19 protein-coding genes are annotated in these 21,447 nt (G+C 68.3%); 10 read left to right on the top strand and 9 right to left on the bottom strand.

Annotation, left to right across the window (positions count from 1 at the left end; genetic code table 11):
* Positions 1-24 precede the first annotated feature (24 nt).
* Complete coding sequence (locus ACSYHF_RS01620) at positions 25-2,685, top strand: sensor histidine kinase (protein WP_053500336.1); 2,661 nt, start codon at positions 25-27, stop codon at positions 2,683-2,685.
* Positions 2,666-3,379: a response regulator transcription factor gene (locus ACSYHF_RS01615; protein WP_005420506.1), complete on the top strand. Its 714-nt coding sequence runs from the start codon at positions 2,666-2,668 to the stop codon at positions 3,377-3,379. The genes ACSYHF_RS01620 and ACSYHF_RS01615 overlap by 20 nt, the downstream gene beginning before the upstream one ends.
* A gap of 96 nt (positions 3,380-3,475) precedes the next feature.
* Here the strand turns inward: ACSYHF_RS01615 and ACSYHF_RS01610 are convergent, their stop codons facing one another.
* The 3 genes from ACSYHF_RS01610 to coaBC are packed head-to-tail and all read right to left on the bottom strand — an operon-like array spanning position 3,476 to position 7,596.
* Positions 3,476-5,824, bottom strand: coding sequence for a phosphomannomutase/phosphoglucomutase (locus ACSYHF_RS01610; RefSeq protein ID WP_447576035.1), 2,349 nt, complete (start codon positions 5,822-5,824; stop codon positions 3,476-3,478).
* A 12-nt stretch (positions 5,825-5,836) separates the two neighbouring features.
* Positions 5,837-6,310 (bottom strand): dUTP diphosphatase, encoded by a 474-nt coding sequence (gene dut / locus ACSYHF_RS01605; RefSeq protein WP_005420510.1) that lies wholly within the window; start codon positions 6,308-6,310, stop codon positions 5,837-5,839.
* Positions 6,307-7,596, bottom strand: coding sequence for a bifunctional phosphopantothenoylcysteine decarboxylase/phosphopantothenate--cysteine ligase CoaBC (coaBC, locus tag ACSYHF_RS01600; RefSeq protein WP_338168025.1), 1,290 nt, complete (start codon positions 7,594-7,596; stop codon positions 6,307-6,309). Before coaBC ends, dut begins: the two co-directional genes overlap by 4 nt.
* Before the next feature lie 199 nt (positions 7,597-7,795).
* Between coaBC and ACSYHF_RS01595 the strand changes: the two genes are divergently transcribed.
* The 4 genes from ACSYHF_RS01595 (at position 7,796) to ACSYHF_RS01580 (ending at position 11,909) form a co-directional block, all read left to right on the top strand.
* A complete protein-coding gene (locus ACSYHF_RS01595; RefSeq protein WP_005420514.1) occupies positions 7,796-8,422 on the top strand; it encodes a response regulator transcription factor in 627 nt (208 codons plus the stop codon).
* Between the two features lie 70 nt (positions 8,423-8,492).
* Positions 8,493-9,197, top strand: coding sequence for a RadC family protein (gene radC, locus ACSYHF_RS01590; protein ID WP_014035697.1), 705 nt, complete (start codon positions 8,493-8,495; stop codon positions 9,195-9,197).
* Positions 9,198-9,311: 114 nt separating this feature from the next.
* Entirely contained in the window at positions 9,312-11,000 is a 1,689-nt protein-coding gene (gene argS, locus ACSYHF_RS01585; protein ID WP_447576034.1) for an arginine--tRNA ligase, read from the top strand.
* A gap of 21 nt (positions 11,001-11,021) precedes the next feature.
* Complete coding sequence (locus ACSYHF_RS01580; RefSeq protein ID WP_111128940.1) at positions 11,022-11,909, top strand: SPOR domain-containing protein; 888 nt, start codon at positions 11,022-11,024, stop codon at positions 11,907-11,909.
* A gap of 127 nt (positions 11,910-12,036) precedes the next feature.
* Here the strand turns inward: ACSYHF_RS01580 and ACSYHF_RS01575 are convergent, their stop codons facing one another.
* Complete coding sequence (locus ACSYHF_RS01575; protein ID WP_005420523.1) at positions 12,037-12,789, bottom strand: SDR family NAD(P)-dependent oxidoreductase; 753 nt, start codon at positions 12,787-12,789, stop codon at positions 12,037-12,039.
* Between the two features lie 88 nt (positions 12,790-12,877).
* Positions 12,878-13,366: a hypothetical protein gene (locus tag ACSYHF_RS01570; protein ID WP_005420525.1), complete on the bottom strand. Its 489-nt coding sequence runs from the start codon at positions 13,364-13,366 to the stop codon at positions 12,878-12,880.
* A gap of 84 nt (positions 13,367-13,450) precedes the next feature.
* On the opposite strand from ACSYHF_RS01570, the gene ACSYHF_RS01565 reads away from it, so the two are divergent.
* Complete coding sequence (locus ACSYHF_RS01565) at positions 13,451-13,918, top strand: DUF1456 family protein (protein WP_447576033.1); 468 nt, start codon at positions 13,451-13,453, stop codon at positions 13,916-13,918.
* Here the strand turns inward: ACSYHF_RS01565 and ACSYHF_RS01560 are convergent.
* The gene (locus ACSYHF_RS01560) at positions 13,887-14,774 is read right to left on the bottom strand and encodes a LysR family transcriptional regulator (protein WP_065185646.1); all 888 of its coding nucleotides are present in this window, start codon (positions 14,772-14,774) and stop codon (positions 13,887-13,889) included. The two genes, ACSYHF_RS01565 and ACSYHF_RS01560, sit on opposite strands and share 32 nt — an antisense overlap.
* Positions 14,775-14,917: 143 nt before the next feature.
* Between ACSYHF_RS01560 and ACSYHF_RS01555 the strand changes: the two genes are divergently transcribed.
* Positions 14,918-16,066, top strand: a complete 1,149-nt coding sequence (locus ACSYHF_RS01555; protein ID WP_331250382.1) for an MFS transporter — start codon at positions 14,918-14,920, stop codon at positions 16,064-16,066.
* On the opposite strand, the gene ACSYHF_RS01550 is transcribed toward ACSYHF_RS01555, so the two are convergent.
* Entirely contained in the window at positions 16,063-16,761 is a 699-nt protein-coding gene (locus tag ACSYHF_RS01550) for a TorF family putative porin (RefSeq protein ID WP_005420530.1), read from the bottom strand. The two genes, ACSYHF_RS01555 and ACSYHF_RS01550, sit on opposite strands and share 4 nt — an antisense overlap.
* Before the next feature lie 178 nt (positions 16,762-16,939).
* Here ACSYHF_RS01550 and ACSYHF_RS01545 point away from each other — a divergent pair, with 178 nt between their 5' ends.
* The gene (locus ACSYHF_RS01545; RefSeq protein WP_005420531.1) at positions 16,940-17,329 is read left to right on the top strand and encodes a DUF6165 family protein; all 390 of its coding nucleotides are present in this window, start codon (positions 16,940-16,942) and stop codon (positions 17,327-17,329) included.
* 6 nt (positions 17,330-17,335) lie between these two features.
* Here the strand turns inward: ACSYHF_RS01545 and ACSYHF_RS01540 are convergent, their stop codons facing one another.
* On the bottom strand, positions 17,336-18,013 hold the full coding sequence (locus ACSYHF_RS01540) for a response regulator transcription factor (RefSeq protein ID WP_032954668.1): 678 nt from the start codon (positions 18,011-18,013) through the stop codon (positions 17,336-17,338).
* Positions 18,014-18,211: 198 nt separating this feature from the next.
* Positions 18,212-18,784, bottom strand: coding sequence for an OmpO family porin (locus tag ACSYHF_RS01535; protein WP_005420534.1), 573 nt, complete (start codon positions 18,782-18,784; stop codon positions 18,212-18,214).
* A 210-nt stretch (positions 18,785-18,994) separates the two neighbouring features.
* Between ACSYHF_RS01535 and ACSYHF_RS01530 the strand changes: the two genes are divergently transcribed.
* Positions 18,995-21,397, top strand: coding sequence for a DPP IV N-terminal domain-containing protein (locus ACSYHF_RS01530; protein ID WP_447576032.1), 2,403 nt, complete (start codon positions 18,995-18,997; stop codon positions 21,395-21,397).
* Positions 21,398-21,447: the final 50 nt, after the last annotated feature.

Raw genomic sequence — 21,447 nt, 5'->3', positions numbered from 1 at the left:
ATGGTGGCCATGACAGCGGCCCCCATGACTGATGCACGTACCCGCCAGGCCGATGCCCTGGTTGAAGGCCTGCAACGCGAAGCCGGCGGCAAGCTGACCGTGTTCCTCGGTGCGGCGCCGGGCGTGGGCAAGACCTACGCCATGCTGACCCGCGCGCAGGAACAGCTGCGCCGCGGCGTCGACCTGGTGGTGGGCCTGGTGGAAACCCATGGACGCACCGATACCCAGGCGTTGCTGGAGGGCCTGCCGCAGCTGCCGCTGAAGGACGTGGCCTATCACGGCCATGCCCTGCAGGAGATGGACCTGGACGCCGTGCTGGCACGGCATCCAGCGCTGGTGCTGGTGGACGAACTGGCCCATCGCAATGCACCGGGCAGCCGTCACGAGCGGCGCTGGCAGGATGTGATGGAGCTGCTGGACGCCGGCATCGATGTCTGGACCACGGTCAACATCCAGCATCTGGAAAGTCTCAACGACGTGGTGATGCGGATCACCGGCGTGCGGGTCAGCGAGACCGTGCCCGACGGCGTGCTCGACCGCCTGCACGACATCGTGCTGGTCGATCTGCCGCCGCGCGAACTGATCGCGCGCCTGCAGCAGGGCAAGGTCTATGTGCCGGAACAGGCCGCGCAGGCCCTGCAGGCGTTCTTCTCGCCGGCCAACCTGACCGCGCTGCGCGAACTGGCGATGCAGGAAGCCGCCGACCGCGTCGACAGCAGCCTGCGCGAAACCCGCGCCGCGCGTGGCGAAGGCAATCTGCCCCTGCGTCGCGGCGTTCTGGTGGCCATCGACGGGGGCGGCCAGAGCGAATACCTGGTGCGGGTGGCGCGGCGCATCGCAGAGCGCCGCGACGCACCGTGGACGGTGGTGACCGTGCAGGGCCGGCGCCAGGACGAGGCGACCCGGCGCGAGATCGATGCGGCCTTTGCGCTGGCAAGGCGGCTGGGCGGCGACGCCGAACTGCTGCATGGATCGAGCATTGCCGATGCCCTGCTCGACCACGCCGCACACAACGGCGTGTCGACCCTGGTGCTGGGCCGTACCCGCGAACGTCCACTGGCACGGATGTTCAACCGCACCCTGACCCAGCAGCTGATCCAGCGTGGCGCGCATTACGAGATCACCATCATCAGCACGCCGCAGGCACGCGCACGCTCGCGCCGCGAGAGCCTGCTGCCGCCGATGCGCGGCATCAGCTACGAGCCTGCACAAGCCCTGATCGCGACCGCATTGGCCTGTGCGGTGGCGTGGCTGGCCGAACACTGGGTGGGCATGGCCGACCTGTCGATGGTGTTCATCGTCGCGGTGGTACTGGTGGCTGCACGCACGCGCGCCAGCGTGGCGGTGATGGCCGCGATCCTGTGTTTCCTCGCCTACAACTTCCTGTTCATCGCGCCGCGCTTCACCTTCGCCATCGGTGCACGCCAGGGCGTGATCACCGTTTTCCTGTTCCTGGCCGCGGCACTGGTGGCCGGGCGCCTGGCCTCGCGCCTGCGCATGCAGGTCATCGCGCTGCGTGCGGCCAACCGCCATGCGCGCGCGCGCCAGCAGCTGGGACGCCAGCTGGCCAGTGCGGCCGGCAACGGCGAGGTGGCACAGGCGGGCCGCCATGCGCTGGAGCAGGCCCTGGACGTGCCGGCGTGGCTGCGGATCGGCACCGATACCGCCGCCGGCGGCCGCAGCCAGCCCGGCGATACCGACCTGGCTGCCGCCGACTGGGCGCTGCGCCACGGCCAGCCCAGCGGGCGTTTCACCGATACCCTGGCCGGCGCGCAATGGTGGTTCCTGCCGCTGCTGGACGGCGAAGACCGTGCGATCGGCGTGGCCGGCCTGTACCTGCCCGGCGCACAGGCGCGCCTGCTGCCCGAGCAGCGGCAGCTGGCCGAAGCGATGGTCGATGACATCGCCCAGGCCGCGCTGCGCACGCGGCTGGTGGCGGAACTGGAGCAGGCGCACGTCAGCAACGAGACCGAGCGGCTGCGCTCGGCCCTGCTCTCCTCGGTGTCGCACGACCTGCGCTCGCCGCTGGCGGCGATGATCGGGTCGGCCGACAGCCTGGCCAGCTACGGTGCAGCGATGGATACCGCTGATCGCCGCGCCCTGCTGGACACCATCCTGGTCGAGGGCGAACGGCTGGACCGCTACATCCAGAACCTGCTGGACATGACCCGGCTCGGCCACGAAGGGCTGAAGATCAACCGCGACTGGATCGGCGTGGACGAGCTGATCGGCTCGGCAGCACGGCGCCTGCAGCGCTACCAGCCAAAGGTGCGGCTGGAGCTGGACATTCCAGCCACGCTGGCACCGATCTGGGTGCACCCGGCGCTGGTCGAACAGGCCGTGTTCAACGTGATGGAGAACGCGGCCAAGTTCTCGCCGCCCGACGCCGCCGTGCAGGTACAGGCGCGCGAGCTGGACGGCCAGCTGCGCATCGACGTGATCGACGCCGGCCCCGGCATTCCCGATGACGAGCGCGCGCGCATCTTCGACATGTTCTACAGCGTCGAGCGCGGTGACCGAGGCCGCCACGGCACCGGCCTGGGCCTGACCATCTGCCAGGGCATGATCGGCGCACATGGCGGCAGCGTGCAGGCGCTGCCCGGACGCGACGGTCGCGGTACCCTGATCCGCATCACCCTGCCCCTGCTCAAGCCAGCCTCCCACGATGAGCCCGACCCCGATTGATGCCAGCGTGCCGGCCGCACGCGTGCTGGTGATCGATGATGAAACCCAGATCCGCCGGTTCCTGGACATCAGCCTGCGCGCGCAGGGCTACCAGGTGCGGCAGGCCGCCACCGGCCAGGAAGGCCTGCAGCTGGCCGCCAGCGAGGACATGGACCTGGTGATCCTGGATATCGGCCTGCCGGACATGGAAGGCCACGAGGTCCTGGAACAGCTGCGCCAGTGGAGCCAGGTGCCGGTGATCATGCTGACCGTGCGCGCCGGCGAAGCCGAGAAGGTGCGCGCACTGGATACCGGCGCCAACGACTACGTGACCAAGCCGTTCGGCACGCAGGAACTGATGGCGCGCGTGCGGGCGCTGCTGCGCACGCGCAGCGTGCCGACCGATGGCACACCGCCGGTGTTCGACGATGGCCACCTGCACGTGGACCTGGTGCGTCGCGAAGTCGCCCTGCAGGGTGAGCCGGTGGCGTTGACCCGCAAGGAATACGCGCTGCTGTCGCTGCTGCTGCGCAATGCCGGACGGGTGGTGACCCAGCCGCAGATCCTGCAGGAGATCTGGGGGCCGACCCACCAGCACGACACCCACTACCTTCGCATCCTGGTCGGCAAGCTGCGGCACAAGCTGGGCGATTCGGCGCTGGATTCGCGCTACCTGTTCACCGAGCCGGGCGTGGGGTTGCGGTTCAAGGGGTAGTGCCGGCCGCTGGCCGGCAACTGCAGGGTGTGTGAGGTTCATGGGCTTGCCGGCCAGCGGCCGGCACTACCCATTCTGCTGCAGCTTCCAAAGGGGTCAGAACCCCAGCGGGGTGTCGCCCAGCACTGGTTGCAGCTGGCTGCGGAACAGGGCCTGGATGCGTTCCAGTGCGGCCTCGTCGTTGCCTTCGAAGCGCAGCACCAGCACCGGCGTGGTATTGGAGGCACGCACCAGGCCCCAGCCATCGGCGAAGTCCACGCGCAGCCCGTCGATGGTCGACAGGCGGCCACCCACATACGGGTTGTCCGGGGACTGCGCCGCCGCCACCAGCATCGCCACCAGGGCATGCGGCGTCCCGTCGGCCACCGGTACCTTCAGCTCCGGCGTGGCGACCATTTCCGGCAGCTCGCCCAGCACCTCGCCCGGCGTTTCCTCGCGCTGGGCCAGGATCTCCAGCAATCGCGCAGCGGCGTACAGACCGTCGTCGAAACCGAACCAGCGTTCCTTGAAGAAGAAGTGGCCGCTCATCTCGCCGGCCAGCTCGGCATCGGTCTCGCGCATCTTCGCCTTCATCAGCGAATGCCCGGTCTTCCACATCAGCGGGCTGCCACCGTTGCGCAACACGTGGTCGGACAGCTTGCCGGTGCACTTCACGTCGTAGATTACCATCGCGCCCGGATTGCGCATCAACACATCGGCAGCAAACAGCATCAGCAGGCGATCGGCGTAGATGATCCGGCCTTCGCCGGTCACCACGCCCAGCCGGTCGCCGTCGCCATCGAAGGCAACGCCGAGATCGGCGCCAAAGCGCTTGACCGTCTGCACCAGGTCTTCCAGGTTGGCCGGTTCGCTCGGGTCGGGATGATGGTTGGGGAAGGTGCCGTCGACATCGCAGTACAGCGGAATGACGTCGGCGCCGATCGCTTCCAGCAGCTGCGGCGCCAGTGCGCCGGCCACGCCATTGCCGGCATCGGCCACGACCTTCAGCGGACGGTCCAGCTGCACGTCATCGGCGATGCGCTGGATGTAGTCGGCACTGACATCGCGCTGCTGGTAGTCACCGGGCTCAGCGGCCTGCACCAGGCGGCCCTCGACGATGCGCTGGTAGAGATCGGTGATGGCATCGCCGGACAGCGTCTCTCCGCCAATGACCACCTTGAAGCCGTTGTACTCGGGCGGATTGTGGCTGCCGGTGACTGCCACGCAGGTGCCGGTACGCAGATGGAAGGCGGCGTAGTACACCAGCGGGGTGGGCGCCAGGCCGATGTCGATCACCGCGCAGCCGGCACGGCGCAGGCCCTCGGCCAGCCCAGCCGTCAGCTCGGGTCCGGACAGGCGGCCATCGCGACCGATCACCACCTCGCGCAGGCCCTGCTCCAGTGCCACGGTGCCGATGGCCTGGCCGATCAGCGCCGCGGTCTTCGGTGTCAGTTCACTGCCCACCACGCCGCGGATGTCATAAGCACGGAAGATGCCGGCGGCCAGCTCTTCAGCGGGCACTGGCGGTGGCGGCGGTGGCGCGGCATCGCCACTGTCGGTCACAGCGGCCTCGGGTGGCGGCGCCTGCTGCAGGCTCTCGCTCAGGGTCGGGCCATGGTCGGCCTCGGACGCTGCGGCGCGGCGCGGCAAGGGCAGCGACTTCGGCAGTCGGTCACGTCCCACCACCAGCAACACGGCAATGAACGCCAGCAGCAACGCCACAATGGCGCTGGCCAGCGCGCCCAGGCCGAGCGGACCGGCGTCGACATTCGGCACCGACGCGACCAGCCGCAGCGGCGTGCCTGCAACCGGGCGCGCCAGGGCTTCCGCACTTTCGGACAGGCCCACGTCGCCCTGGGTGACCAGATCGAAGCCACCCTGGCGCAGGCCAAGGAAGCCTGCGGACGGCGCACGCACCTGGTCCAGCGGCGAGGTCAGCCGCAGCAGCGGCTGGCGGACATAGATCACGGCCGGCCCCAGGCTGCCCAGCTGCACTGGCGCAGCCAGGCCCAGGCGAACGCCGCCACCATCGCGGACGACGCGCAGGCTGGGTTTGCCCTCAGCCACCGCCGCTTCCAGCAGGGCCAGGCGTGCATACCCGAAGGTGGCCGGATCGGCATAGGCGTTGGCCAGATCGGCCGTCAGCACCTCGACCTGCTCAACCCCGGTCCAGCTCTCGCGCACGGCCAGCGCCGCTGCAGCGGCATCGCCGGCCTGCAGCGCCTGCTGCACGCGATCGTTCTTCAACTGCTGCTGCAGCTGCTGCAACTGGCCTGCAGCGGCCTGCTGCAGGCCCTGCACGGCCTGGTCGCGCGCTTCTTCCAGCGCCTGGCCGTTGGCCTCCTGCCGCCATTGCTGCACCGCGCTCCATCCGAACCAGCCGGCCAGCAGGATCAGCAGCACCCCCAGTAGTGGTGCACTGCGACCCAACGACCGTCCCCGCTGTCCTTCCCCGATGCCGCTCATCGATGTCCCCTGTCAACGCACCCCGGTATGGCCGAATCCACCCGTGCCCCGCACGCTGTCGGTGAAAGTATCCACCACCTGCAGGCTGACGCGGGCAATCGGAACCACCACCAGCTGCGCGATGCGATCGCCGGGCTCGATGGTGAAGGCCTCGCGGCCACGGTTCCAGACGCTGATCAGCAGCGGCCCCTGGTAGTCGGCATCGATCAGGCCGGTGCCATTGCCCAGCACGATGCCGTGCCGATGGCCCAGCCCCGAACGCGGCAGGATCACCGCGCACAGGTTCGGGTCGGCAATGTGGATGGCCAGGCCGCTGGGCACCAGCGCGGTGTCGCCCGGCTGCAGGGTCAGCGCGGTATCCAGCGCCGCGCGCAGGTCCATGCCGGCGCTGGCTTCGGTGGCGTAGGCCGGCAGCGGCCAGCTGTCGCCGAAGCGCGGATCGAGCAGCTTGACCTGCAGCGGTTGGGAAAGGGATGCCTGGGTCATGCCTGGAGTCTCCGCGCGATCAGCGCCAGCAGTTGTTCGGCCAGTTCGCGCTTGGAGGTGGCCGGGAATACCTGTTCACCGTCCTGCCAGAAGGCCGTGGCGGCATTGTTGTCGCTCTCGAAACCACCGCCACTGATGCCGACCTGGTTGGCGATCACCAGGTCCAGGCGCTTGTCGATCAGCTTGCCGCGAGCATATTTCTCCACGTCATGGGTCTCGGCGGCAAAGCCGACCACCAGCTTCAGCGACTGCGTCTGCGCGGCGACTTCGGCCAGGATGTCCGGCGTGCGCACCAGCTCGATCACCAGCGACTGGCTGTCGGCGGTCTTCTTCAGCTTCTGCGCGGCGACCTGGCGCGGGGTGTAGTCGGACACTGCGGCGGCACCGATATAGATGTCGGCGGGCAGCGACTTCAGTACGGCATCGCGCATCTGCGCGGCCGAGCGCACATCGATGCGCTGCACGCCCGGCGGCGTCGGCAGCTGTACCGGGCCACTGACCAGCACCACCTGCGCGCCCAGCGCGGCGGCGGCGGCGGCCAGGGCGAAGCCCATCTTGCCGCTGCTGCGGTTGCCGACGTAGCGCACCGGATCGATGTCTTCGTAGGTCGGGCCGGCACTGATCAGCAGGCGCATCCCCTGCAGGGCACGGGTTTCCGGCGCGGCAACCGTCGCAACGACCCCGCCATTGGTCGCCAGCGCGGCCACGATGTCGCCCGGTTCGGCCAGCCGACCGGGGCCGGATTCACCTTCGGCCAGCGGGCCATCGACCGGGCCGATCACCTGCGCACCGCGCTGGCGCAGCAGGGCGATGTTGGCCTGGGTAGCCGGATGCAGCCACATCCGGTGGTTCATTGCCGGGCAGATCGTCAGCGGTGCGGTGCTGGCCAGACACAGGGTGCTGACCAGGTCATCGGCATGGCCCTGGGCCAGCCGCGCCAGCAGATCGGCGGTACCCGGCGCGACCACGATGCGGTCGGCCCAGCGGGCCAGCTCGATGTGGCCCATGGCCTGCTCGGCGGCGCTGTCCCACAGCGTGGTGCGGGTCGGCTGCCCGGACAGGGCCTGGAAGCTGAGCGGAGTGACGAACTGCTGGGCACCGGCGGTCATCGCCACCTGCACCTGGGCACCGGCATCGCGCAGGCGCCGCACCAGCTCCAGGGCCTTGTAGGCCGCGATCCCGCCTCCGACGCACAACAGCAGTTTCTGGCCTTCCAGCGCGCGGGCCGGCGCGGGGGAAGCGTTGGGGGAGTCAGCCACCTGGAATTCCTGTGCAAACGAGGGCATTAGCTTACCCGATGGTCGGTAATGTCCCGGTGCACAGCGCACATAGCGGGCGGCTATCAGCAGATGGGACTTGCACCACAACGCTTCCGGGGTTCAAGACACCGCGATTCGGAACTTTCCTATACCTGTAGGCCGGCCACGTTTGCAGAATCGTCAGTGGCCACCGCTGGTGTGCCGCTTCGCTTTTCGAGGATCCCGCGTGCACCCGCGCATCATCATCGCCGACGACCATCCCGTCGTCCTGCACGGCATCCGCATCGTGCTGCAGACCCATCTGATGGAGGTCGTCGGCAGCGCGCGTGACGGCGCCCAGCTGCTGCAGCTGGTCGTGCACCACGGCTGCGACGCGGTGCTGACCGACCTCTCCATGCCGGGTACCGGCCCGGATGGCCCGGAACTGATCGCTGAGCTGCGCGCACGCCACCCGGGCCTGCCCGTGGTGGTGCTCACCGGCGCCCGTCACCCCGGCCTGCTCGATGGCCTGCTGCGTGAAGGTGTCAGTGGCCTGGTCGACAAGTGCGCCGATTTCGGCGAGTTGCCGCAGGCCCTGAACGCAGCCATGGCCGGGCAGGTGTTCGTCTCGCAGCAGTTGCGCCATCACCTGCAGGCGCGCGACCTGATGTTCGCGCGTGAACCGGCGGCGCTGTCGGCCCGCGAACAGGAAGTGCTGGACCTGTTGGCCGCCGGGCTGAAAGTGAACGCCATCGCCGTCCACTGCGGCCGCAGCCCGAAAACGATCAGCCGGCAGAAGGCCGAAGCCAAGCGCAAGCTGGGGCTGCAGAACAACCAGGAGCTGTTCGCCTATCTGCAGTCGCGACGCGACTGAGGCAACAGCCTACCCGGGCGTGCGCCCTGCCCTGATGGGACGCATCACCCGCGCTGGCGATGATGCAGGCATGCCCATCCATGACTGGCCCGAGCAGGAACGTCCCCGCGAGAAGCTGATCGCCCGCGGCCCCGCCACGTTGTCCGACGCAGAGCTGCTGGCGCTGTTCCTCGGCTCTGGCTTCGGTGGACGCGACGCGGTGCAGACCGCCCGCGACCTGTTGCAGGCGCATGGCCCCCTGCGCGTGCTGCTGGACCGCCCGGCCCGCGAGCTGGCCCGGTTGCCGGGGCTGGGGCCGGCACGAAGCTGTGCCCTGGCCGCCGGCCTGGAACTGGCCCATCGCTACCTGGCCGCCGAGCTTCAGCAGGGCGAGGCGGTCGGCAACAACCCAGCCGCAGTCGGCCGCTACCTGCAGCACCGCCTGCGCGGCCAGGCCCGCGAGATCTTCATGGCGCTGTTCCTGGACAACCGCCACCGGCTGATCGCCTGCGAGGAACTGTTCCAGGGCACCATCAATGCCGCCCCGGTCTACCCCCGCGAGGTGGTGCGGCGAGCCCTGCTGCACAATGCGGCAGCGGTGATCCTCAGCCACAACCACCCCTCCGGCGACCCGGAACCCTCCGGCGCCGATACCCGGATCACCGATGAACTGCAGCAGGCGCTGGCACTGGTGGACGTACGCCTGCTGGACCACTTCGTGGTCGGCGAAGGCCGCCCCGTTTCGTTTGCTGAACGGGGCCTGCTGTCCCCGCCCCAGCCACGCCTGTTCGGCTGAGCGGGCCTGACCAGGGCCGGGCAGGTACCCCCCACAGGCATGTTCTGGTCAGCGTGGGCGCGGGTATCTGCGCTAAAATGGGCGATTCCGCCGCTCATTCTCACAGCAGGCCTCGTGAAAAATCTCCTCCGCGCCCTGATCAGCCAAGGCATCGAAGCCTTGCGCGCCAATGGCACCCTGCCCGCCGACTCCCTGCCGCCGGACTTCGTGGTCGAGCGCCCGAAGACCCGTGACCATGGCGACTTCGCCACCAACGCCGCGATGCTGCTGGCCAAGGCCGCGCGCAGCAATCCGCGCGCACTGGCTCAGGCGCTGGTCGAGGCGCTTCCGCGCAGCGAGGACGTCAGCAAGGTCGAGATCGCCGGCCCCGGCTTCATCAACTTCCACCTGGCTCCGGCTGCGTACCAGCGCGAAGCCGCGTCGGTCATCAAGGAAGCCCACGACTACGGCCGCAACCTGTCCGGCAATGGCCGCACGGTGGGCGTGGAGTACGTGTCGGCCAACCCGACCGGCCCGCTGCATGTCGGCCATGGCCGCGCGGCGGCGATCGGCGACTGCGTGGCCCGCGTGCTCGATGCCAACGGCTGGAACGCCAAGCGCGAGTTCTACTACAACGACGCCGGCGTGCAGATCGAGAACCTGGCGCTGTCGGTGCAGGCCCGCGTGAAGGGCATTGCGCCGGACCAGGAAGGCTGGCCGGAAGGCGGCTACCGCGGTGAGTACATCGCCGATGTTGCCCGCGCCTACATGGCCGGCGCCAGCGTTGACCTGGAAGGCACGCTGGTGGTCGGCGCCAAGGACCCGGACGACATGCAGGCGATCCGTCGCTTCGCCGTGGCCTACCTGCGCAACGAGCAGAACCTGGACCTGGCCGCCTTCGGCGTCGACTTCGACATCTACTTCCTGGAAAGCTCGCTGTACGCCGATGGCAAGGTCGCCGAGGCCGTGGCCAAGCTGCAGGCCTCCGGGCACACCTACGAGGAAGGCGGCGCGCTGTGGCTGCGCAGCACCGATTTCGGTGACGACAAGGACCGCGTGATGCGCAAGTCCGACGGCACCTTCACCTACTTCGTACCGGACGTGGCCTACCACCTGTCCAAGTGGCAGCGCGGCTACGAGCGCGCGATCACCGAACTGGGTGCCGATCACCACGGCTCGCTGGCGCGCGTACGCGCCGGCCTGCAGGCGCTGGAAGTGGGCATCCCGCAGGGCTGGCCGGAATACGTGCTGCACCAGATGGTCACCGTCATGCGCGGCGGCGAGGAAGTGAAGCTGTCCAAGCGTGCCGGCAGCTATTTCACCCTGCGCGACCTGATCGAGGAGGCCGGCCGCGATGCGACCCGCTGGTTCCTGATCGCGCGCAAGCCCGATTCGCAGCTGACCTTCGACATCGACCTGGCCCGCCAGCAGAGCAACGACAATCCGGTGTTCTACGTGCAGTACGCGCACGCCCGCGTCTGCAGCCTGCTGCGCCAGGCCCAGGAAAAGGGCCTTGTGTACGAGCAGGGCAATGGCCTGGCCAATCTGGGCCGCCTGGCCGACGATGCCTCGCTGGTGCTGATGAACGAGATCTCGCGGTATCCGGAAGTGGTGGAAGCGGCCGGCGTGGCGCTGGAGCCGCACCTGGTGGCGCAGTACCTGCGTGAATTGGCGCATGCCTTCCACACGTGGTATCACGGGACGCCGGTGCTGGTGGACGACGCTACCGATCGCAACGCCAAGCTGACCCTGGCCTGCGCGGCGCGCCAGGTGCTGGCCAACGGCCTCGAACTCCTGGGCGTGAGTGCCCCGGAAAAAATGTAAGCATCAGGAGACGCAGTACACATGGCAGCACGACGCGGCAAAACCCAGGCACGACGCAACAGCAGCAGCCAGGGCACCCCCGGATGGGTGTGGCTGGTGGCCGGTGTGGCGATCGCCGCCGTGGTGTTCCTGGCGGCGCCGAACCTGTTCAAGGGCGAAGGCGATGGCTTCCTGCGTGCCGGTCCGCAGCCGAACCCGAACGCGCAGCCGGCCCCGGTCGCTGATGCCGACAGCGATGTCGGCAGCCAGCCGGCCGCGCAGCCGGCCACGCCGAAGCCGGCCGAACCGGAGAAGCCCGCCGCGACGCAGTACGACTTCTACACCCTGCTGCCGGGCAAGGAAGTGGAAATGTCCGACGCCGAACTGGCCGCCAGCGCGCGCGCCGAGGATCAGCGCCGGGCCAAGGCCGAAGCGTCGCGCGCGCAGGCCGCGCTGGAGGGCAAGCCGGTACCGCCGGCCAGTACGGCCACGCCGGCACCGACCGCAACGGCCAGCGTCGCAAGCACCGCGCCGGTAACCGCGACCAACCGTCCGTTGCCGGCACCGCTGAGCGAGCGCCCGGCCGCGGCAACCCCGTCGGCCAGCACGGCGGCCGCGACTCCGGCGCCGCGCGCGGAAAGCGCGCCCGCCGCATCGGCACCGCCGGCATCCGCAGCTGCACCGGCGGCCGCCGACAACGCCCGCTACATCCTGCAGGCAGGAGCCTTTGGGGCTTCCGGTGACGCCGAAGCCACCAAGGCCAAGCTGGCCATGATGGGCCTGGCGGCACGCGTGGAGTCGGCGCAGATCAACGGCAAGACCGTGTACCGCGTGCGCATGGGCCCGTACGGCAGTGCCGGCGAGTTGTCCGAAGCCAAGCAGAAGCTGGATGGCACCGGCCTGCAGGCGATGGCGATCAAGGCGCAGTAAGCCTGCCGATGTGAATGAAAAAGCCGGGCAGTGCCCGGCTTTTTCGTTTCTGTAGAGCCGAGCCATGCTCGGCTGAATCCAGACGAAGCCGAGCATAGGCTCGGCTCTACAGGACCCGCGAAGCAGGTCAGCCCTCGCGGGCGACCTGGAATCCGGCAAACGACTGGCTGACCGGCATCAGCTCCAGCCGGTTGATGTTCAGGTGCGGCGGCAGGCTGGCCACCCAGAAGATCTGCTCGGCGATGTCTTCGGCGGTCATCGGGTTGGCGCCGCTGTAGAGCTTGTCCGAGGCGTTCTGGTCGCCATGGGTACGTACCACGGTGAATTCGGTTTCGGCCATGCCCGGCTCGATCGTGGTCACGCGCACGCCGGTGCCGTGCAGGTCCGAACGCAGGCCCAGCGAGAACTGGCTGACGAAGGCCTTGGTGCCACCGTAGGCGTTGCCACCCGGGTACGGGTAGACGCCGGCCACCGACGAGATGTTGATGATCGCGCCCTTGCGCTCCACCAGCTGCGGCAGCAGCCGGTGGGTCAGGGTCACCAGCGCGGTGATGTTGGTGTCGATCATCGTGGTCCAGTCCGACAGCGTGGCGCTCTGTGCCGGCGCGGTGCCCTGCGCCAGGCCAGCGTTGTTGACCAGCAGGTCGATCTCGCCAAAGGCCGGCGGCAGCGCCAGCAGGGCCGCCTCCATCGCCACCGCATCGCGGATGTCGAAGGCGGCGGCGTGCACCACGTCCTTGCCGTAGCGCTCGACCAGCGGCTGCAGGCGTTCGCTGCGGCGGCCCGTGGCGATCACTTTCCAGCCGGCCTGGGCGAAGCGGTGGACGGCGGCGGCGCCGAAGCCGGACGTGGCGCCGGTAATCAGGACAGTGCGGGTCATCAGGCAACTCCAGGGGGGAAAAACCGGACGCCCATTCTGGCATTCCCGGCCCGTCCTGAGTTGCCCGCCGTCCAGCCGTCCCCCCGGCTCAACGCACGCGAAACACTCTGGCCTTGGGCAGGTCTTCGTCGACCTGCAGGAACCAGCGCCCGGCAATTCCAGGAACAACGGCGATCTGCGGCGACTGCAACACCTTGCGCAGCTTCATCTGTCCCTTCATCACCTGCCATTGCTGACCGTTATCAAGAGTGAACAGCGTGCCGGGCTGCCAGCCTGCGACCTCTCCGACTACACGGGCACTGACCGGTTCGTCATCCAGGCCCAGATGCATTGCTGCCGGTGCCGGCACATTGGCAGGCAGCGGCGCAGCGACCGGGGCCACCGCTGCCGTCGACGCAGCGGTCGTGCTCTCTGCCTCGCGCAGTACCCGGTTCAACGCCTGCAACTGCGCTGGGCTGAGCCCGACCTCGGCCAGTTGGGATGCACTGAGGCGCCGCTCGACGGGTACGAAGCGGTCCTGGGCGAAGGCAGCGAAGCTGCCGGCGAGCAGTAGTGCGGAAAACAGATACCGGCGCATGCAAGGGTCCCAGCGAACGAGTGCTCACGATGCTGCAGTTCGATGACAGTCCGGTGACACGCCAGGGGCCGGTACAATTGGGCCATGATCAACAATGATGTCCTGCGCAGCGTGCGCTACTCCCTGGACCTGGGTGACCAGCACGTGGTCGCCCTGTGCCAGATGGCCGACCCGGTCTTTGCCGTGGATACCGGGCAGGTGAAGGCCTGGCTGCGCCGCGAGGACGAAGCCGGTTTCGAGGCGATGAACGACAGCGCGCTGGCGCACTTCCTCGACGGCCTGATCGTGCACCTGCGTGGCCGCGACGAGAGCCAGCCGCAGCGCGCAGTGGAGACCCTCATCGACAACAACCTGGTGCTGAAGAAGCTGCGCGTGGCGTTCCAGCTGCGCGACGTGGACCTGATGGAGATCTTTGCCAGCGCAGGTTTCAATGTCTCCAAGTCGGAAGTGGGCGCGCTGTTCCGCCAACCCGGGCACGCCAACTACCGGCGTTGCCTGGACCAGATGCTGCGCAACTTCCTCAAGGGCCTGAGCCTGCGCCTGCGCGGTTGAGCACGGCGTCGACGAACGCCCGCGCCGCTGGTGTCGGCAGGCGCTGCCAGACCAGGTGCACGCGCCGGGTCGGGGTCGGCTGCAGCGGAATCTGCACCACGCCCTGAAACCCATCGGCGATCAATGCCGGCACGATGCCGACCGCCAACCCATGGCGGACGAAGCGCTCGACCAGTTCCATCAGGTTGACCTCGAAACGGACCGTGTGCGGCAGTCCGGCTGCGGCAAAAGCATCATCGGTCTGCCGGCGTGCGCCGGTGCCGCGCGGGAAGTCGACCAGTGCTTCATCCTGCAGTGCGGCCAATGGCAGCCGCTTGCGCCCGGCCAGCCGGTGCGATGGCGCCAGTACCGCCACCAGATCCTCCTCCTGCAGCACCTGATGGCAGACACCGTCCAGCGCTGCCGAAGGCGCCAGGCCGACCAGTGCCACATCCAGCGCGCGCGACTGTACCTGCGCGATCAGGTCCTCGCTCTTGTCCACGCGCAACTGGAACTCCACCTGCGGGTGCACGCGCTGGAAGGCCGCCAGCATCGCCACAACGTCGATTCCGGTCAGCGAGGAAATCTGCCCGATGGCCAGCAACCCACGCACTTCGCCACTGACGGCGGCCACGTCGGCGCGCAGGTGGCGCAGGCTGGCCAGCACCTGGCGTGAGTGCACCAGCAACGCCTCGCCGGCGGCGGTGGCCCGCACCTGGCGCGGCAGGCGCTCGAACAGCGTGGCACCCAGTTCCTGTTCAAGATGGGCGATCTGGTGGCTGAGCGCGGACTGCACCACGTGGCAGCGCTCGGCGGCACGGGTGAAATTGCCCTCCTCGGCCAGCGCCACGGCGAACTCGAGCTGCTTGAGGTTCATACAACTATCTTGTTTTCAGATGGCATGGATGATGATGATTCATTTCCATCATGCTCGCAGCAGGCGGACACTGTGCCCCCCGCTTCCTGGAACATCGCGTGAGCCCATCCCTTCCCCCTCTGCACCGTTGGCAGGTGCTGCTGATGTCGGTCGCCACCGGCGTGGCCGTGGCCAGCAACTACTACGCGCAACCGCTGCTGCACACCATCGCCGACGCCTTCGGCGTGCGGTTCGGCCAGGTCGGCATGGTGGTTACCGCCGCGCAGCTGAGCTATGCCGCCGGCTTGATCCTGCTGGTGCCGCTGGGTGACCTGTTCGAACGCCGCCGCCTGATCGTGGTGATGAGCCTGCTGTCGGCGGGCGGACTGGTGATCAGTGCCTGCGCACCGTCGCTGACCTGGTTGCTGGTGGGCACCGCGATCACCGGCCTGTTTTCGGTGGTGGCCCAGGTGCTGGTGCCGTTCGCCGCCACGCTGGCCGCGCCGGAACATCGTGGCCGCGTGGTCGGAACATTGATGAGTGGCCTGCTGCTGGGCATCCTGCTGGCGCGCACCGTGGCCGGCCTGCTTTCCAGCCTGGGCGACTGGCGCCTGGTGTACGCGATCGCCGCTGCCACCCTGGTGCTGACCGCACTGGCATTGCAGCGCGGCCTGCCGCGATTCCACCACAGCGCCGGCCTTGGCTATTTCGCATTGCTGCGCTCCATCGGCGAGCTGTTCGTGCGGGAACCGGTGCTGCGCCAGCGCACGCTGCTGGGAGCCTGCAGCTTCGCCATGTTCGCGATCTTCTGGACCCCGCTCGCATTCCTGCTGGCACAACCGCCGTACGCCTACAGCGACGCCACCATCGGCCTGTTCGGGCTGGTCGGTGCGGCCGGCACGCTGGCGGCGGGTCTGGCTGGTCGCATGTCCGACCGTGGCCAGACCGGACGTGCCACCGCCATTGCACTGGCGCTGTTGCTGCTGTCGTGGCTGCCACTGGGGCTGTCGGCCCACTCGCTGCTGGCGCTGCTGGTCGGCGTGGTGGTGCTGGACCTGGCCGCGCAGCTGCTGCATGTCAGCAACCAGAACCTGATCTATGCGCTGCAGCCTGCGGCACGCAACCGCCTCAATGCCGGCTACATGACCGGCTATTTCATCGGCGGCTCGCTGGGCTCGCTGCTGTCTGCACAGGTCTACCAGCGCTTCGGCTGGACCGGCGTCTGCGTGGCCGGTGCCGCCGTAGCCGTGCTGGCCCTGCTGCTGTGGCTGCCCGGCGCGCTGCGTGCGCGCCAGGCGGCATCGTCGAATTAGAAACTGCCCTGCAGCGCCAGCTCCCAGCGTCCACCGGCGTTACCCGGGAACAGGCGCTTGGCCGCACTGTCGGTGTCGTGCACGGTGGCACGCAGCTCCCATGCCGGGGCCAGCGTGGCAATGGCACTGAGCTGGCCATGCAGGTAGTCCGGGCCCTGCGCGGTGGCCAGCCAGTACTGGCCCACCGCCGCTTCCAGGCGGACGCGTTCGTGCAGCGGCACACGCACACCCAGCTGGGCATAGGTGCCGCGATGGCCACCGGCCAGTGCATCGCTGGAATGGGCGACCTGCAGCCAGGCACGCTGCTTCCAGGTCAACGTGGTGTTGAGTTCGGTCCAGTCCAGCGTGCGGCCGCTGCCCGGGTACACGTAGCGGGTCAGGTTCGCATCCAGGTTCCAGGCCGGCGCCAGTGCGCCGGACCAGCCGGCCACCAGGTCGAACTCGCTGCGCGCGCCATTGTCCGGTTTGAACGAAACGTTCGAACCCCACACGCTGGCGTACCATCCCGACGGGATCGAGACCTTCGCGCCGGCCTGCACCGCCGGGTCGCCATCGCTCTGCGAGCTGCCACGCCACACGTAGTCGCTGGTCAATGCAGCACTGCCACTGGCCTGCACCTGTGCCTGCGCGCTGCCGATCCCGAGCAGCCCTGCCAGGGCGGCCACCAGCGCCGCCATCGTCTCCTTGCTGTTCACTGCACTGTGTTCCTCGTCGAAGGCGATCGCGCCGCCGGGACGGCAGTGTCGGGGGCGCCGCCGTAACGGATCGAGGGCGCTGCCCGGCCTGCAGCGCAAATTCGGCGTAAATCCCGTGGATGGAGGCTACGTGCCAGCCGCGCGGTATCATGGCGCCTTGTTTCCAGGAACCAACCACGTGGACGCCATCCTGACCCCGGTATCGATCGGCGAGCTGATCGACAAGATCACCATTCTCGAGATCAAGGCCGAGCGCATCGACGATGCTGCCAAGCTGGCCAACGTGCGCACCGAACTGGATGGCCTGTTGCCCTTGCTGCAGCAGCAGCTGCAGGCGCAGCCGGCATTGGACGCGCTGAAGCAGCAGCTGAAGGCGATCAACGAACGCATGTGGGACATCCAGGACCAGCTGCGCGACAAGGAAGCGGCCCAGGAGTTCGACGATGCGTTCATCCAGCTGGCACGCGGTGTCTATGGCACCAATGGCGAGCGCGTGCAGGTGAAGAACGAGATCAACCGCGTGGCCGGTTCGGCGCTGGTGGAAGAGAAGCAGTACCAGGGCGAGTAAGGCCGCTCAGCCGCATTCGAGCAGGTGGCGGAAGCGGAACAGGTCACCATCCCCGCGGATGCCGAGCTTGCGGTAGGCCGACGTCTTCTGCGAGCTGATGGTGCTGGCCGAGCGCCCTGAGCGCAGGGCCATTTCACTGGTGCTGACGCCCTTCAGCACCAACCCGAGCACTTCACGCTCGCGCTGGCTCAGCGGCGTCAGCACCGGTGCAGATACCCGGCGTGTGCGTGGCAGCTTCAGCTCCTCGCGTAGTTCCGGTGGCACGAAGCGCCCTCCGCGAGCGACCACGTCAATGGCGCGCAGCAACGTCTCCGGTGGCATCGACTTGGACAGGAAGCCGCGCGCGCCGGCTCGCATCGCGGTGGTCACCGTACTGGCGTTGCAGTGCGCCGAGAGCACCAGCACCGGCAGCGCCGGCCAGCGCTGCGACAGCACGCGCAGCAGGGCCAATCCATCGCCCAGGTCGCCCATCGGCAGCGCATCGATCAGCAGCAGGTCGACACACCTCGGGCTGCGCTCCAGCAGCTGCAGCAGGTGCGCCTCGTTGGACAGGCTCACGCGCACCTGCACACCACTGTGTTGGCGGAGCAGAACTTCCACGCCCAACCGAAGTACCGGGTGCGGATCCAGCAGCGCCAGGCGTCGTGGCCGATCAGGCCGCAGGGGCGGGAGTGTCGGTGGCATCGCGGCCTGTCCAGGCAACATGGAACATCCACCGTAGGCCGGTGCCCGCAGCGGCGGAATCCAATTCCTTGCAATGCTCGGCCCGCGTGCGCCACCAGTCAGACGGCATTTTGTTTCGCGCCGCCACAAACGCAACAGGCCCGGCAAGAGCCGGGCCTGTCGAGACGCCTCCAGCGCGCAGGCGCGCCGGAACAGCAGTTACCAGCTGAAGCGCGGGCCGACGGTGTATTCCTTGTCGCCGTCGCGGTTCATCTTCAGTTCGCCGTTCAGGCCCCAGTTCTGGTTCAGCTTGACCTGGCCACCCAGGCGGCCGTACCACTGGCCTTCCGGATTCACGCCGTGCTTCTTGGCGTAGTCTTCGTAGCCAACCATGCCGTAGACCTCGGCGTGGGCGCCGAAGGCAGTGCGGATACCGGCTTCAGCGCTGTAGCCGTTGAAGTCCAGGCCATGCTTCTGGTCGAGCTTCTGATAGGCAACGCGGGCAACGAAGTCGGTGCTCGGAGCGATTTCAACGTTGTAGCCGGCACCGATCTTCCACTGGTCCAGCTTGACGTTGGTGTGGTCGAATTCCTGACGGCTGTACTCACCGAAAGCGTGGAAGTTCGGCAGGAAGCCGTACGAACCCTTCACACCCCAACCGTCGGACTTGAACGCGTCGTTGTCGGTCTTGGCGTAGTCGGCTTCGGCGTAGTTGTAGGACAGGTTCTCAGCAGCCGAGGCGGTGAACGGCAGGGCGGCGGCCAGGGCCAGAGCAATCAGCGAATTCTTCATGGGGGTACACCTTTACTTTCTTATGGTGTGCAGCAGCGCCAGGGCGCCATCGCATCGGGAATGTAAATTCTCCGTTATTCGCCACAACGCTCCCTGAAAACAGCAGCCTTCGCATTGCTGAATTTTTTGGGTTGATTCAGGCTGTATCTGGCATACGCGCGCGGCGCGCGTGCATTCGAGTTCCGCTGACCCTTGCAACAGGAGGTTGCCTTGCACGTGCCTGCCCCGCTGCGGTTCCCGCTCTGCGCTGTCGTCCTCGCCTTCATCGACGGGTGTTCCACTGTATCGGCTCAGCCACTGCAGCCTTCTGATTACCAGCGCGCCGAGCGCGTGCACGACAGCCACCTGCGCGGTGCATTGCGCAATGCCTCGGTCGTGCCGAACTGGCTGGCCGATGGCCGCTTCTGGTATGAGCGCGAGGATGCACGCGGTCGACGCCAGGCGGTACTGGTCGACCCGCTACAGGCCACTGGCGAGGTCCTGTTCGAGCCCGCCGCACTGGACAGCGCGGTGGCGCCCTTCGGTGCCAGCGGGCCACGCCTGCGACTGGCCAGCGTGCAGGCAACCGACGATGGCCTGCGCCTGCGATTCAGCGGCGAGGCGCCGATCGATTGCCGGTGGCCGCGCTGGCAATGCGCGCCGTCGCAGGATGCGATGCCGCCGGCAGATGCGTTGCTTTCGCCCGCTGGCGATGCCTGGCTGCAGGTGCGCGACCACAATCTGTGGCTGCAGTCGCCCGGAACGGCAGCACGGGCACTGACCACCGGCGGCGAACCCGGTCATGGTTATGGCGTACTGCCGGACTTCACCCTCCGCGGCATTCCGCGCCGCCAGGGCCGGATGCCGGTGCGGCCGTTTGCGGTCAGCTGGTCACCGGATGGCCGCTACGTGGCCGGCATCCGCTACGACGAGCGTGCGCTGCAGGACTACCCCTATCTGGAAAGCACGCCGGCCAACAGCGCGCGCCCACGCGTGCACACCGTGAAGCTGGGGGTACTGGGCGATGCACAGCAGGTGCGCGACAGCCTGTACATCGTCGATGTACGCAGCGGCCGGCAGCAGGACATCACCCTGCCCGAGGGCTGGAACATCCTGAGCGAGGCGGGCATCCTGGGCTGGGACGGTGGCCGGTTGTACGCCGCGATGGCGCACTTCGGCATGCCACGGCGCCTGCGCCTGGTAGAGATCGACGCCGGCAGCGGTGCGCTGCGCACCGTGCTGGAGGAGTCCAGTGATACCCGCCTGCAGCTCAACGTGTATTCCTACAACCGGCCAGCGGTGGCAATCCTGCCCGGCCGGGACACCGCCGTGTGGTTCTCGCAGCGCGATGGCTGGGGCCATCTGTACCGGGTGCGCCTGTCCGACGGCAAGGTGATGGGCCAGCTCACCGGCGGCCGGTGGGCGGTGCGGGACCTGCTCGGCGTGGACAGCGCAGGCGATTGGGCATACTTCAGTGCCGGCGGTGTCGAGGGCGGCGATCCCTACGTGCGTGGCCTGTACCGGGTACCGCTGCACGGCGGAGCGGTGCAGCGCCTGGCCGCCGATGGCGACGACCACCTGGTTGATGCGGGCACCGGCATGCTGTTCGGTGGACGTGCACCGCAAGCGCTGTCACCCGGCGGTGGCTACCTGGTGGATACGGTGTCCAGCCTCGCGCAGCCGCCACGCACGGTGCTGCGCGCCAGCGACGATGGCCGCGAAGTGATGGTGCTGGAGGCTGCGGATGCGCAGGCGGTCGTCACTGCTGGCTGGCGGCCGCCACGGCGCGAGCGGCTGCTGGCCGCCGACGGGCGCACGCCGATCTTCGCCGCCATCTACCTGCCCCGCGACTATCGCGATGACGGCAGCTTCCCGGTGATCGACGCGATGTACGGCGGTGCTTTCATCAGCAATGCGCCGGTCACCTATGCCGAAGCGGTCTCGGCGCAGAACCCGGTATCCCGCGCCAGCCTCGCCGAGCTCGGCTTCGTGGTGGTCAGCATCGATGCCCGCGGCACCGGCGGCCGCGACAAGGCATTCCATGACAGCAGCTTCCTGCACGGCGCCGATGTACAGCTCGATGACCATGTGGCCGCACTGCGCCAGTTGGGCGAACGCTACCAGGGTATCGACCTGCAGCGGGTCGGCATCTATGGGCATTCGTTCGGCGGCTACAGCGCGGCGCGTGCCCTGCTGCGCTACCCCGCGTTCTACAGGGTGGCCGTGGCCTCGGCCGGCAGCCACAATTTCCAGGGCATGTACGGCGGCGCCCTGCACGGCATGGACCGGCTGTTCGGTGGCGTGGTGCCAGCTACAGCCATGGCCGATGGCGTGCCGGCCCCCTTTGCCGGTCTCGACAATGCGGCGCTGGCCAGCAACCTGCGCGGGCATCTGCTGCTGGTCTATGGCGAACTGGACGAGAACGCGCCACCCGCGCTGACCCTGCAGCTGGCCGCGGCCCTGAACAAGGCCCAGCGTCGCTACGACCTGCTGTACCTGGCTCGACAGGACCACGAACTGTTCCGCAACGACGCCACCTATACGCACCGCATGTGGGACTACTTCGTGCGCCACCTGGCCGGCCAGCAGCCACCGGATACGGCGCTGGCCCCGCTCCCGGGTGGCCCGGGCTGAACAGGCGTACGCGGGATGTCGATCCCCGCCGCGCTGGTTCGTCGTGTACT

The organism is Stenotrophomonas maltophilia group sp. P373 (genome assembly GCF_053295075.1).
This window is presented reverse-complemented; position numbering and strand designations above follow the sequence as displayed.

Bases quoted from the DNA above. Each gene is read 5' to 3' on its own strand.
- ACSYHF_RS01620 (WP_053500336.1), top strand. From the start codon at position 25: ATGACTGATGCACGTACCCGCCAGGCCGATGCCCTGGTTGAAGGCCTG.
- ACSYHF_RS01615 (WP_005420506.1), top strand. From the start codon at position 2,666: ATGAGCCCGACCCCGATTGATGCCAGCGTGCCGGCCGCACGCGTGCTG.
- ACSYHF_RS01610 (WP_447576035.1), bottom strand. From the start codon at position 5,824: ATGAGCGGCATCGGGGAAGGACAGCGGGGACGGTCGTTGGGTCGCAGT.
- dut (WP_005420510.1), bottom strand. From the start codon at position 6,310: ATGACCCAGGCATCCCTTTCCCAACCGCTGCAGGTCAAGCTGCTCGAT.
- coaBC (WP_338168025.1), bottom strand. From the start codon at position 7,596: ATGCCCTCGTTTGCACAGGAATTCCAGGTGGCTGACTCCCCCAACGCT.
- radC (WP_014035697.1), top strand. From the start codon at position 8,493: ATGCCCATCCATGACTGGCCCGAGCAGGAACGTCCCCGCGAGAAGCTG.
- ACSYHF_RS01580 (WP_111128940.1), top strand. From the start codon at position 11,022: ATGGCAGCACGACGCGGCAAAACCCAGGCACGACGCAACAGCAGCAGC.
- ACSYHF_RS01575 (WP_005420523.1), bottom strand. From the start codon at position 12,789: ATGACCCGCACTGTCCTGATTACCGGCGCCACGTCCGGCTTCGGCGCC.
- ACSYHF_RS01570 (WP_005420525.1), bottom strand. From the start codon at position 13,366: ATGCGCCGGTATCTGTTTTCCGCACTACTGCTCGCCGGCAGCTTCGCT.
- ACSYHF_RS01565 (WP_447576033.1), top strand. From the start codon at position 13,451: ATGATCAACAATGATGTCCTGCGCAGCGTGCGCTACTCCCTGGACCTG.
- ACSYHF_RS01560 (WP_065185646.1), bottom strand. From the start codon at position 14,774: ATGAACCTCAAGCAGCTCGAGTTCGCCGTGGCGCTGGCCGAGGAGGGC.
- ACSYHF_RS01555 (WP_331250382.1), top strand. From the start codon at position 14,918: ATGTCGGTCGCCACCGGCGTGGCCGTGGCCAGCAACTACTACGCGCAA.
- ACSYHF_RS01540 (WP_032954668.1), bottom strand. From the start codon at position 18,013: ATGCCACCGACACTCCCGCCCCTGCGGCCTGATCGGCCACGACGCCTG.
- ACSYHF_RS01535 (WP_005420534.1), bottom strand. From the start codon at position 18,784: ATGAAGAATTCGCTGATTGCTCTGGCCCTGGCCGCCGCCCTGCCGTTC.